Source organism: Streptomyces sp. NPDC020731, assembly GCF_044334705.1.
Taxonomy (GTDB): domain Bacteria; phylum Actinomycetota; class Actinomycetes; order Streptomycetales; family Streptomycetaceae; genus Streptomyces.
Genome location: NZ_JBIRTN010000037.1, coordinates 18,671 through 30,551 on the forward strand (window position 1 = coordinate 18,671; position 11,881 = coordinate 30,551).

9 protein-coding genes are annotated in these 11,881 nt (G+C 71.7%); 5 read left to right on the forward strand and 4 right to left on the reverse strand.

The genetic code is table 11. The features are described from left to right. Nucleotides 1-46 precede the first annotated feature (46 nt). Nucleotides 47-3,202, forward strand: coding sequence for a sacsin N-terminal ATP-binding-like domain-containing protein (locus ACH4VX_RS35005; protein ID WP_398373297.1), 3,156 nt, complete (start codon nt 47-49; stop codon nt 3,200-3,202). Between the two features lie 166 nt (nt 3,203-3,368). Continuing rightward, on the forward strand, nt 3,369-4,220 hold the full coding sequence (locus tag ACH4VX_RS35010; RefSeq protein ID WP_398373298.1) for a DUF5707 domain-containing protein: 852 nt from the start codon (nt 3,369-3,371) through the stop codon (nt 4,218-4,220). 254 nt (nt 4,221-4,474) lie between these two features. On the opposite strand, the gene ACH4VX_RS35015 is transcribed toward ACH4VX_RS35010, so the two are convergent. Continuing rightward, complete coding sequence (locus tag ACH4VX_RS35015) at nt 4,475-6,877, reverse strand: cation-translocating P-type ATPase (RefSeq protein WP_398373300.1); 2,403 nt, start codon at nt 6,875-6,877, stop codon at nt 4,475-4,477. Nucleotides 6,878-6,994: 117 nt separating this feature from the next. Beyond that, nucleotides 6,995-7,288, reverse strand: coding sequence for a DUF2530 domain-containing protein (locus tag ACH4VX_RS35020; RefSeq protein ID WP_398373302.1), 294 nt, complete (start codon nt 7,286-7,288; stop codon nt 6,995-6,997). Nucleotides 7,289-7,493: 205 nt separating this feature from the next. On the opposite strand from ACH4VX_RS35020, the gene ACH4VX_RS35025 reads away from it, so the two are divergent. Next, complete coding sequence (locus tag ACH4VX_RS35025; RefSeq protein ID WP_398373304.1) at nt 7,494-8,945, forward strand: NCS2 family permease; 1,452 nt, start codon at nt 7,494-7,496, stop codon at nt 8,943-8,945. Between the two features lie 61 nt (nt 8,946-9,006). On the opposite strand, the gene ACH4VX_RS35030 is transcribed toward ACH4VX_RS35025, so the two are convergent. Beyond that, nucleotides 9,007-9,189 (reverse strand): ribbon-helix-helix protein, CopG family, encoded by a 183-nt coding sequence (locus ACH4VX_RS35030; RefSeq protein WP_398373305.1) that lies wholly within the window; start codon nt 9,187-9,189, stop codon nt 9,007-9,009. Between the two features lie 155 nt (nt 9,190-9,344). On the opposite strand from ACH4VX_RS35030, the gene ACH4VX_RS35035 reads away from it, so the two are divergent. Next, entirely contained in the window at nt 9,345-9,782 is a 438-nt protein-coding gene (locus ACH4VX_RS35035) for a MarR family winged helix-turn-helix transcriptional regulator (RefSeq protein WP_398373307.1), read from the forward strand. Nucleotides 9,783-9,818: 36 nt separating this feature from the next. Then, nucleotides 9,819-11,183 (forward strand): MFS transporter, encoded by a 1,365-nt coding sequence (locus tag ACH4VX_RS35040; protein ID WP_398373309.1) that lies wholly within the window; start codon nt 9,819-9,821, stop codon nt 11,181-11,183. Nucleotides 11,184-11,207: 24 nt separating this feature from the next. On the opposite strand, the gene ACH4VX_RS35045 is transcribed toward ACH4VX_RS35040, so the two are convergent. After that, the gene (locus ACH4VX_RS35045; protein ID WP_398373311.1) at nt 11,208-11,768 is read right to left on the reverse strand and encodes a Uma2 family endonuclease; all 561 of its coding nucleotides are present in this window, start codon (nt 11,766-11,768) and stop codon (nt 11,208-11,210) included. Nucleotides 11,769-11,881 lie beyond the last annotated feature (113 nt).

The following is an 11,881-nucleotide window of genomic DNA, read 5'->3' on the forward strand; positions in this document are numbered from 1 at the left end:
GGGGTGTCGCGGGGCGGTACCTTCGACCTCACGCCGATGTGGGCCGATGAGGAGAGTCAACGTGAGCAAGTTCGTGCGGCCCGCCGCCGAGGGTGCCGATCCGTTCGGTACGGCGCGTCTGCGGCGCGGGGTTCTGGACGCCTGGGTCACCAGCCCCGCCCGCTTCCGTGAGGACGCCAACGCCGAGGAGGACCTCGTCCTCGGCGGGTACCGGGACCGCCTCGTCGTCGAGCTCGCGCAGAACGCCGCCGACGCCGCCGCCCGGTCCGGCGTGCCGGGGCGGCTGCGGCTCACCCTGCGTGACGGTGTCCTCGTCGCCGCGAACACCGGGGCCCCGCTGGACGCGGCCGGTGTCGAGTCGCTGTCCACGCTGCGTGCCTCCGCCAAGCGGGACGCCCCGGACCGGGCCGTGGGCCGGTTCGGCGTCGGCTTCGCCGCCGTCCTCGCCGTCACCGACGAGCCGGCCGTCGTCGGCCGGCACGGCGGGGTCAGGTGGTCGCTGGCCGAGGCCCGCGAGCTCGCCGGGGACACCGCCCGGCACAGTCCCGGCCTCGGGGACGAGATCCGCCGCCGGGACGGTCACGTACCGCTGCTCCGGCTGCCGTTCGCCGCCGAGGGCACCGCCCCCGGCCCGTACGACACCGCGGTCATCCTCCCGCTGCGCGACACCGCCGCCGTCGACCTCACCGAGCGGCTGCTGAGCGCCGTCGACGACGCCCTGCTGCTCGCCCTGCCCGGCCTGGAGGAGGTGGTCGTCGAGATCGGGGACGCGGAGCCCCGCACCGTGAGCCGTCGCGGCGGGGACGGCCTCGTCGTCGTCGAGGACTCCAGGGAAGGCACCACCCGCTGGCGTACCGCCGTCGCGCACGGTCCGCTCACCCCCGATCTGCTCGCCGACCGGCCGGTCGAGGAGCGGCTGCGCCCGCACTGGTCGGTCACCTGGGCCGTTCCCGTGGACTCCGACGGAGGCCCCGCCCGGCCCCGCACCGGCGCCGTCGTGCACGCGCCCACCCCCAGCGACGAGCCCCTCGGCGTGCCCGCGCTGCTCATCGCCTCCCTCCCGCTGGACTCCACCCGCCGGCACGCCGCCCCCGGCCCGCTCACCGACTTCCTCGTGCAGCGCGCCGCCGACGCCTACGCCGGGCTCCTCGCCGACTGGCGCCCGGTGACCGCCGGGATCATCGACCTCGTGCCGGGCCCGCTCGGCAAGGGCGAACTGGACGGCGCCCTGCGCCGGGCGATCCTCGAACGGCTGCCCCGTACGTCCTTCCTGCCGCCCGCCGCCGAGCAGGCCGGGCAGGTCGGGCAGCACGACGACTCCGACCTGCCCGAGTCCCTGCGCCCCAGGGACGCCGAGATCGTCGAGAGCGCGGGCGCGGACACCGTACGGGTGCTCGCCGAAGTCCTCCCCACCCTCCTGCCCGCCGGTCTCGAACGCCGCGTGGAGCTGCGCACCCTGGGCGTGGCCCGGGTCCCGCTCGCCGACGCGATCGACCGGCTGGCCGGCCTGGAGAAGTCCCCCGACTGGTGGCGGCGGCTGTACGACAGCCTCGCCGGGGTCGACCCCGACCGGCTGTCCGGGCTGCCCGTGCCGCTGGCCGACGGGCGCACGACGATCGGCCCTCGGCAGGTGCTGCTGCCCACCCCCGACTCGGCCTCCCCGGACGCCGGACTCCTCGCCCGGCTCGGGCTCAAGGTCGCCCACCCGGACGCCGCCCACCCCCTCCTGGAGAAGCTGGGCGCGCTCCCCGCCACCCCGCGCGCCGTGCTCACCACCCCGCAGGTGCGGGCCGCCGTCGCCGCCTCGCTCGACGACGAGGGCGGGGTGAACTGGGAGGAGGACGCCCCGGACGCCGAGGAACTCGCCGACACCGTGCTCGGCCTGGTGCGCGACGCCGGGCTCGAACCCGGCGACGAGCCCTGGCTGGGCGCCCTCGCCCTCCCCGACGAGGACGGCGAACTCTCCCCGGCCTGCGAGCTGGTTCTCCCCGGCGGTCCGTTCGCCCAGGTCATGCGCGAGGGCGAACTCGCCGCCGTGGACGCCGAACTGGCCGACAAGTGGGGCGGACAGCCGCTGGCCGCCTGCGGGGTGCTGGTGGACTTCGCGCTGGTCCGCGCCACCGACGTCGTCCTCGACCCGGACGAACTGGAGCCCCGCGAAGGGGACTTCGCCGAGCCCGACGACGCCGGTCTGCTGGACGCCGTGGACGTGTGGAGCGAGGACGTCCTCGACCGCTTCCCGGACAGCCCCGTCCCGCCCGTCGCCACCGAGCTCGTCGCCGTGCGCGACCTGGACCTCGTGGACGACGACCAGTGGCCCCGCGCCCTCGCCCTCCTCGCCCGCCCGCCGCTGCGCGACGCGCTCACCCAGCCGGTACGGATCCTGCTGCACGACGGCACCCACGAGGTCGTACGGCCGTACACCGCCTGGTGGCTGCGCGGGCACCCGGTGATCGGCGGGCGCCGCCCCGCCGGACTGCGCGCGGCCGGCGGCGACCCGCTGCTGCGCGGCCTGTACGACGAGGCCGACGCGACCGGGTTCGAGGACGAGCAGGTGCTGCGGGCGCTGGGCGTACGGACCTCGGTGGCCGCCCTGCTCGACGAGCCCGGCGGCGCGGCGGAGCTGCTGGACCGCCTCGCCGACCCCGACCGCCCCGTCACGGCCGCCCAGCTGCACGCCCTGTACGGCGCGCTGGCCGAACTGGATCCCGAGCAGGTGACCCTGCCGGACGATCTGCGGGCCGTGGTCGACGGCCGGGTCGAGGTGGTGGACGCCGCCGACGCGGTGGTCGTCGACTCGCCCGACCTGCTGCCGTTCACCTCCGGTGTGCCGCTGCTGCCCGTACGGCCGGCGCGGGCCGCCGAGCTGGCCGAGCTGTTCCAGGTGCGGCGGCTGAGCGAGTCCGTCACCGGAGGGGTGGACTCCGAGGGCACGGAGCACGACGTACCGGAGCCGGTGCGGGTGCTGCTGGGGCCGCGCACCCCTGCCGCGTACGTCGAGCACGAGGAACTCGTCGTCGACGGTGTGGAGATCGACTGGCGCCTCACGAACGACGGCGTCCTGCACGCCGCGACCCTGGAGGGCGTGGCCGCGGGCCTCGCCTGGGCGGCGGGCCAGTGGCCCCGCCGCTTCGAGGTGGCGGCGCTGCTGGAAGACCCGTCCCGCACGGCGGAGTTGGCGCGGGACCGCTGGTTCGACTGAGCCCGGAAAGTCCCGCACAAATCTTTCACTTCTCGTACAACCGTTTGGCCGAGTGGTGCATCTGATCATGCGAGTCAACAGACTCCATGATCATTCGGGCCCCGTGCCGACGACGAGCCGCAGAAAACGACCAGAGCCGGGGCCCCTTCTCCAACGTGGGGAACACATGCGTATTCGTGCCACCGTGGCCGCCGTCTCCGGCGCCCTGGCCCTGTCCGCCCTCGCCGTGCCGGCCGCGCACGCCGACGCCGACCTCGACGTGCCGAGCGCCGCCGAGCACTTCGGCACCTCCTCCGCCAAGTCGACGCTCCGTGCCGCCGCCGACGAGCTGCCCGTCGTCACCAAGGTGACCATCAACTCGGGCAAGGCCGTCGCCGTCGGCACCACCAGCGCCAAGAACTTCACCGTCTCGGTGACCGCCCGCCACTCGACGGGCATCGAGGACGCCTACGTCGTCCTGTGGCACGGCACCGCCCCCACGGAGGAGGGCCTCGACGGCGGCCTCCTCCCGAACGAGGAGGTCGCCAGCTGCAAGGCATCCAGCGCCACCACCTCCACCTGCAAGCTCACCTTCACGGCCTACCCGGGCTACGACCTGTACAAGAACGCGCTGGCCGGCACCTGGAAGGTGTCCGTCGCGGCGCTCGCCGGCGACGGCAGCGTCTACGGGAACGACTACCACACCACCCACAAGGTGCAGCGCTACTCCAAGCTGACCGTCAACGCCTCCCCCGAGCCGGTGAAGAAGGGCAAGACCATCACCGTCACGGGCAAGCTCTCCCGGGCCAACTGGGAGACCGGCAAGTACGCCGGCTACACCGGTCAGCCGGTGAAGCTGCAGTTCCGCAAGAAGAGCTCCAGCACCTACACCACCGTCAAGACCATCAAGACCAACTCCAAGGGCGAGCTGAAGACCACGGTCAAGGCCTCCGTCGACGGCTACTACCGCTACTCCTTCGCGGGCACCACGACCACCCCGGCGGTCAACGCCGCCGGTGACTTCATCGACGTGAAGTAGGCACCGCGGCACAGCCCCGCGCCTCCAGGGGCGCGGGGCTGTGCCGATGTGCGGCTCCGCCGCGTGGGCGCGACCGGTCGTGACGGGCCCGCAGCGGCATCCGGCCGGTGGGTCCCCAGGGGCGCGGGGCTGTGCCGATGTGCGGCTCCGCCGCGTGGGCGCGACCGGTCGCGACGGGCCCGCAGCGGCATCCGGCCGGTGGGTCCCCAGGGGCGCGGGGAACTGCGCGGACACCCCTCACGCAGCCGCAGGCGTCACGCGGGGACCCGCCGGTCCACCCACCGCCACAAAAGCTCCAGCACCCCCGCGGCGAAGACCGCGATACCGGTCGCGACCCACGGCATGGTCATGCCCACCAGCTTCAGCGCGAAGAACTCCTGCAGCCACGGCACCACCAGCACCACCAGGAACGCCCCGCCCATCGCCGCCACCAGGCCGACCCGCCACCACGTGTACGGCCGGGCGATGATCGCCAGCACCCAGATCGAGATCAGGAACAGCGTCAGCGTCGCCGCGCTCGTCTCCGCCTCCAGCGAGCCCTCACCGGTGTAGTGCTCCCGCGCGACCAGATACGACGCGAACGTCGCCAGCGCGGCCAGCACCCCGCCCGGGATCGCGTACCGCATGACCCGCCGTACGAAGTTCGGCCGCGCGCGTTCCTTGTTGGGGGCGAGGGCCAGGAAGAACGCCGGGACCCCGATGGTGAGCGTGGACAGCAGCGTCAGATGGCGCGGCAGGAACGGGTACTCCACCTGCGAGACCACCACCAGCACCGCAAGCAGCACCGAGTACACCGTCTTCACCAGGAACAGCGTCGCGACCCGGGTGATGTTGCCGATCACCCGCCGCCCCTCCGCCACCACCGACGGCAGCGTGGCGAAGCTGTTGTTCAGCAGCACGATCTGCGCGACCGCCCGCGTGGCCTCCGAACCGGAGCCCATCGCCACGCCGATGTCCGCGTCCTTCAGCGCCAGCACGTCGTTCACGCCGTCCCCGGTCATCGCGACCGTATGGCCGTTCGACTGGAGCGCGCCCACCATGTTCCGCTTCTGCTGCGGGGTGACCCGCCCGAACACCGTGCCCCGGTCCAGCGCCTCGGCCATCCCGTCCCGCCCGGCGGGCAGCCGGCGCGCGTCCACCGCCGTACCGGACAGGCCCAGCTTGGACGCGACCGCCCCGACCGACACCGCGTTGTCCCCGGAGATGACCTTGGCGCGGACGTCCTGCTCGGCGAAGTAACGCAGGGTGTCGGCCGCGTCCGGGCGCAGCCGCTGCTCCAGCACCACCAGCGCGGCCGGCCGTACGCCCCGGGCGGCCTCGGGGTCGTCGACGTCCACGCCGTCGCGGGCGCGGGCGAGCAGCAGTACCCGCAGTCCCTGTTCGTTCATCCGCCCGGTCTCGGCCAGCGCCGGATCGTCGGGGTCCAGCAGCACGTCCGGCGCTCCCAGGAGCCAGCTGACCGCCTCCCCGTCCGCCACCTCCTCGAACGTCGCACCGCTGTACTTGCGGGCGGAGGAGAAGGGCAGGGTGTCGGTGAGGCGCCACCCGGTGGTGTCCGGATACGCGTCGATGATCGCCTGCAGGGAGGCGTTCGGGCGGGGGTCCGCCGAGCCGAGCTCGCCCAGCACCCTGCGGAGGTACGCCTCGTCACCGTCCCCCAGCACCCGCAGCTCGGTGACGTCCATGCCGCCCTCGGTGAGCGTGCCGGTCTTGTCCAGGCAGACCGTGTCGACGCGGGCCAGCCCCTCGATCGCCGGCAGCTCCTGCACCAGGCACTGCTTGCGCCCCAGCCGGATCACCCCGATCGCGAAGGCGACGGAGGTGAGCAGGACCAGCCCCTCGGGGACCATCGGCACGATCCCGCCGACCGTGCGGGCGATCGAGTTCTTCAGCTCGTTGTCCTTGACCACCAGCTGGCTGATGATCAGACCGATCGCGGTCGGGACCATCATCCACGTCACGTACTTGAGGATCGTGGAGATGCCCGAGCGCAGCTCGGAGTGGACCAGTGTGAACCGGGACGCCTCCTCGGCGAGCTGCGCCGCGTACGCCTCGCGTCCCACCCGGGTCGCCTGGAAGGAGCCGCCGCCCGCGACGACGAAACTGCCGGACATGACCTGGTCCCCGGGCTGCTTCACCACGGGATCGGCCTCGCCGGTGAGCAGCGACTCGTCGATCTCCAGACCGTCCGCCTCGACGCACAGCCCGTCGACGACGACCTTGTCACCCGGCCCGATCTCGATCAGGTCGTCCAGCACGATCCCGGAGGTGCCGACCTCCGCGGCCGTCCCGTCCCGGCGCACCGTGGGCCGTACCTCGCCGATCACCGCGAGGGAGTCGAGGGTCTTCTTCGCCCGCCACTCCTGGACGATGCCGATGCCGGTGTTGGCGAGGATCACGAAGCCGAACAGGCTGTCCTGAATGGGCGCGACCGCCAGCATGATCACCCAGAGCACGCCGATGATCGCGTTGAACCGGGTGAACACGTTCGCACGGACGATCTCGGCCAGGGACCGGCTGCTGCGCACCGGTACGTCGTTGACCTGCCCGCGTGCCACCCGCTCGGCCACTTCCGCGGCCGTCAGCCCGGTCACCGGTGAGGTGACCCTGGCGGGTCGCACGGCACCGGTCCGGTCACCCGCCTCGAGATGCGTCATGCATTCGACGGTACGTGCGGATTCGGCGCCCCACCCGCCCGATGGGGGAAGATCCGACCTGGGGAGGACCGCCGTAGTGCCGTGGTCGTACGGCGGTGGCGGCAGGGGCAGTTGGCCTCAGTCGGCCGACGGGGCGGGGGAGCGGCCCGGTTCCGTCGCCCCGGCCGCCCGCTTGATCGCGGCGTCGCGCCTGCGGACGTACCAGATGCCGATGAAGCCGAGCCCGCCGCCGGCCAGGCAGGTCCACAGCCACCAGATGTGGCCGTGGTCGTCGAACCAGCCGTAGAACGGCAGCTGGACCAGGAACAGGGCGAACCAGATGATCGTGCCGCCGACGATGGTGGCGACCACGGGGCCCTCCAGGGGCTCCGGCGCCTCGTGCTCGGGGGATCCCGAAAAAAACCCGGCCATGCGGACAGCTTACGAGGGGCCCGGTACGTGACGGGGACCGCATGGTCCGCGTGACGGGGACCGCAGGGTGTCACGCGGGTCTACGCGCGGAGATAGCGTGGACGACGTTATATGTTCATACTGAATCCGTTTGTCTCTGACCACTTTCATTCGTAGAAAACACCAAAGGGCTTCGGGGGGCGCCCGCCGGTGATGAGGTCCCCGCATGTCCCCGTCGGCCACCACCAAGGCCCCCACCCCCGAGCAGCCGGGGTCCGGTGCCGCGTCCGGCGCCCTCGACCGCTACTTCCGGATCTCCGAGCGCGGCAGCACCCTGCCCCGCGAGATCCGCGGCGGTTTCGCCACCTTCTTCGCCATGGCGTACATCATCGTGCTGAACCCGATCATCCTGGGCAGCGCGAAGGACATGTACGGCAACCAGCTCGACAACGGCCAGCTGGTCACCGCGACCGCCCTGACCGCGGCGTTCACCACACTGCTCATGGGCGTCATCGGCAACGTCCCGATCGCGCTGGCCGCCGGCCTCGGCGTGAACTCGGTCGTCGCGCTGCAGCTCGCGCCGCGCATGTCGTGGCCGGACGCCATGGGCATGGTGGTGCTGGCCGGTTTCGTCGTGATGCTGCTGGTCGCCACCGGCCTGCGCGAACGCGTGATGAACGCCGTACCGCACGGTCTGCGCAAGGCCATCGCCATCGGCATCGGCCTGTTCATCATGCTGATCGGTCTGGTCGACTCCGGTTTCGTCACCCGTATGCCGGACGCCGCCCACACCACCGTCCCGCTCCAGCTCGGCACCGGCGGTCACCTCGACGGCTGGCCGGTCCTCGTCTTCGTCCTCGGCGCGCTGCTCACGCTGGCGCTGATCGTGCGCAGGGTGCCCGGCGCGATCCTCCTCTCGATCGTCGCCATGACGGTCGTCGCGCTGGTCATCAACGCCGTCGCGGACGTCCCGTCCTGGGGGCTGACCACGCCCACCTGGCCCGGCAACCCGGTCGCCACCCCCGACTTCGGTCTGATCGGCCAGGTCAGCCTGTTCGGCGGCTTCGGCAAGGTCGGCGTGCTGACCGGCGTCCTGTTCGTCTTCACCGTGCTGCTGTCGTGCTTCTTCGACGCGATGGGCACGATCATGGGCGTCTCGGACGAGGCCAAGCTGACCGACGCGCAGGGCCAGATGCCCGGCATCAGCAAGGTCCTGTTCATCGACGGTGTCGCGGTCGCCGCCGGCGGGGCCAGCTCCTCCTCGGCCACCACCGCGTTCGTGGAGTCCACGGCCGGTGTCGGCGAGGGCGCGCGGACCGGCTTCGCCAACGTCGTCACCGGCGGCCTGTTCGCGGTGGCGCTGTTCCTCACCCCCGTCGCCACGATGGTCCCGTCCCAGGCGGCCACCCCGGCGCTGCTCGCGGTGGGCTTCCTGATCCTGGCGGGCTCGGTCAAGGAGATCGACTGGGCCGACCACACGATCGCCGTCCCGGCCTTCGTGACGATGGTGATGATGCCGTTCACCTACTCGATCACCAACGGCATCGGCATGGGCTTCATCACCTTCGCGGTGCTGCGGCTGGCGGCCGGCCGCGGCCGGGAGGTCCCGTCGGCGATGTACGTGGTGGCGGCGGTCTTCGCCTTCTACTACCTGATGCCGGCGCTGGGCCTGACCTGATCCGCGCCACGGGTCCCGCGGGGGCTCACGGGTTCCGCGGGGCTCACGGGTCCCGCGGGGCTCACGTGGCCTCGTAGAACTTCTCCGTCTCCTCGACGGCGGTCTGGAACCGCTGGTCGAAGTCATCGCGCATGAGCGTCCGGACGACATAGTCCTGGACGCTCATGCCGCGTTTGGCGGCGTGCTCACGGATCCGTTCGAGCAGGTCGTGGTCGATGCGCAGGCTGAACACGTCGGTCCCCATGCGCATGAGGGTCGCTGCACACCACGGTGCGGCACGCCACGATTCGCGGATGGATCACTCGTACGGGTGATAGAGCGTGACAGTGGCGGGGGTCACGGGCGTGTACGCGCCCTCCGGGTGGTCCTTAGCGAGAGTAATGAGTTACGCTAAAGAACATGCCGGACTTCAGCCATGGCGACGACGCAGCCGCCGTGAACGCCCTCCGATCCGCCGTGATGCGGCTGTCCCGTCGGCTCAAGCACCAGCGCGTCGACGAGTCCCTCAGCCCCACCGAGATGTCGGTGCTGGGCACCCTGGCCCGCTGCGGCCGGGCCACCCCGGGCGAGCTCGCCCGCAAGGAGCACGTCCAGCCGCCGTCGATGACCCGCATCGTGGCCCTGCTGGAGGCCAAGGGACTGGTCCGCCTCGAGCCGCACCCCGACGACCGGCGTCAGAAGGTCGTCACACAGACCGAGCGGGCCGAGGCGATGCTCGAGGAGAGCCGCCGCAAGCGGAACGCGTTCCTGGCCACGCTGGTCGGGGAACTCGACGACGAGGAGTGGGCGAAACTGCGCGCCGCCGCCCCCGTGCTGGAGAAACTGGCGCACGTCTGAGCACACAGCACGGCAGTAGCCAGGAGGCGAACGCTTTTGAGTACGGGATCCGGAGCAGCTTCCGCCCCCGCACCTGACCCCCACGACACCCTGCCCGCCCCCGAGACCTCCGCCCGCAGGGCCTCGATGTTCTCCTCGCTGCGGATCAGGAACTACCGCCTGTTCTTCGTCGGCCAGGTCGTCTCCAACATCGGCACCTGGATGCAGCGCATCGCCCAGGACTGGCTGGTGCTCAGCCTCACCGGCTCCTCGGCCGCCGTCGGCATCACCACGGCCCTGCAGTTCCTGCCGATGCTGCTCTTCGGCCTGTACGGCGGTGTCCTCGTCGACCGCATGCGCAAGCGCCCCACGCTGCTCGTCACCCAGATCGCGATGGCCCTCACCTCCCTCGCGCTCGCCGCCCTCACCCTGACGGGGCGGGTCGAGGTCTGGCACATCTACGTCGCCGCCTTCGCCCTCGGTCTCGCGACCGTCGTGGACAACCCGGCCCGCCAGTCCTTCGTCTCCGAACTGGTCGGCCCCGGCCAGCTGCAGAACGCGGTCAGCCTGAACTCCGCGAACTTCCAGTCCGCCCGCCTGGTCGGCCCCGCCGTCGCGGGCCTGCTGATCACCGGCGTCGGCACCGGCTGGGCGTTCCTCCTCAACGGCCTGTCCTTCGTCGCGCCGCTGGCCGGCCTGATGATGATGCGTGCCCGCGAGCTGCACACCGTCGAGCGTGCCCCGCGCGGCAAGGGGCAGCTGCGGGAGGGCCTGCACTATGTCGCCGGGCGGCCCGAGCTGATCTGGCCGATCGTCCTGGTCGGCTTCATCGGCACCTTCGCCTTCAACTTCCCCGTCTACCTCTCGGCCTTCGCCGACGACGTCTTCCACGGGGGCGCGGGCGTCTACAGCATGTTCAACACCCTGATGGCGGTCGGCTCGGTCTCCGGCGCCCTGCTCGCCGCCCGGCGCGGCACGGCCAGGCTGCGGCTGCTGATCCTGGCCGCGATGGCCTTCGGCGGGCTGGAGATCCTGGCCGCCGCGACACCGCGGCTGTGGATGTTCGCCCTGCTCATGGTCCCGCTGGGCCTGTTCTCGATGACGGTCAACGTCACCACCAACACCAGCCTCCAGATGGCCACCGACCCGGCGATGCGCGGCCGCGTCATGGCCCTCTACATGATGGTCTTCCTCGGCGGCTCCCCGGTCGGCGCCCCGATCGTCGGCTGGATCACCGACACCTACGGCGCCCGCGTCGGCTTCGCGGCCGGCGGCGCGGTCGCGGTGGCCGCGGCGGCCGTCATCGGCCTGATCCTGGCCAGGGTCGGCGGACTGCGCCTGTCGGTGGTCTGGCACCGCGGCCATCCGCGGGTGCGGTTCGTGCCGCGCGAGCGTCAGGAGGCGCTGGCACCGGTGGCGTGACCGCCGCGAGGCCCCGGACCGCGGTCAGCCTCGGGGGAACTCGTCGGTCTTGAGGACGAGACCGACGACCGTCCTGGTCAGATCGATCTCGACGCCGAAGTCGAAGCGCGCGTTGCCGTGGTACTTTTCGTCCTTCGGCAGCGTGTGCAGGTGCCACTCGCCGGTGTACGGGTCGACGATCAGGTACACCGGCACGCCGGCGGCGGCGTACGTGTCCTTCTTCGGGCCGTAGTCGTTGCCGGCGGTCTTCTTGGAGATCACCTCGGCGACGAACTCGACGTCCTCGCAGCGCCACCGCCCCTTGCCGTTCCTGGTCGCGCCCTCGGCCAGCAGGGTCACGTCGGAGGCGAAGCCGTTGAGGTACCCCGGGTAGTCGATGCGGACGTCGGACTTGACGCGCTTGCGCGGGTACTTCACGCGCAGTTGATCGTAGATGTCCGCGATGATGTCCCAGTGGGTGTCCCGCTGCGGCGTCATGAAGATGTGCCCCCCGACGATCTCGGTCCTGTAACCCTCGGGGATGGGCATCTTCTCCAGCCACTCGAACATCGTGTCGAGTGTGAGCTCGTCGCCGCTCTCGGCCATCAGGTCCTGGCCAGGGGGCGCCCCGCTTCAGCGGGGTGGGGAATGGCTTCTCTCACTGCTCTGGCCTCGGCTTTCTGTACGGATCTGCGCTGTTGTCAGTGGGGCCCGCTAGG